The sequence below is a fragment of the Arhodomonas sp. KWT genome (assembly GCF_010993615.1).
In genome coordinates this window covers 1-701 of record NZ_WNXE01000879.1, presented here as the reverse complement: position 1 = coordinate 701, position 701 = coordinate 1, and the positions used below count along the sequence as shown (strand labels likewise).

Sequence of the window (701 nt, the reverse complement as noted above, 5' to 3'; positions counted from 1 at the left end):
CCCCCCGTTTTCGTTCGAATGATTCTGGCCTGCATCCTCCGGCGGCAGTAGACTCGCCGGTTTGGACGGAGGCAGCGCATGACACATCGCCACCCGCCCGCGGGCCTGGCCTGGCTGATCTGGGGACTCGGGGCGTGTCTTTACCTCGTGGGCTTCTTTCAGCGCGTGGCCACCGGGGTGATGGGCGACGAGCTCATGAGCGACTTCGCCATCGGCGCCGCCGGCCTGGGCAACCTCTCGGCGTTCTACTTCTATACCTGCGCGGCCATGCAGATCCCAACCGGGCTTCTGGCGGACAATTGGGGACCGCGCCGGCTGCTGACGGCCGGCAGCGTGGCGGCCGCCGCCGGCGGCCTGCTCTTCTCCCTCGCGCCGCAATTCTGGCTCGCCGGGATCGGACGGGCGGTGGTGGGGGGCGGCGTCGCGGTGGCATTCGTGTGCATCATGAAGCTCGCCAGCCACTGGATGGCACCGAGGCAGTTCGCGTTCGCCATGGGCAGCGCCCTGCTGGTGGGGATCATCGGGGCGGTATCCGCCGGCGTTCCGCTCGCCGCCGCGGTCACCACGGTGGGCTGGCGCCCGGTCATGGCCGGGGTCGCGGTGGGCACCGCGATACTCGCCGCCGCGATCTGGTGGGTGGTCCGCGACGATCCCGCGCCGGCGGGCTATCGCAGCCACGCCGCGGTGGCCCACGGCGACGG

General features: G+C 71.3%; 1 protein-coding gene. It reads left to right on the top strand.

Annotated elements, in window-relative coordinates:
• Positions 1 to 78: 78 nt before the first annotated feature.
• Positions 79 to 701 (top strand): MFS transporter (locus G7A99_RS23025; protein WP_163144368.1); only part of this gene is annotated, 623 nt, incomplete at its 3' end.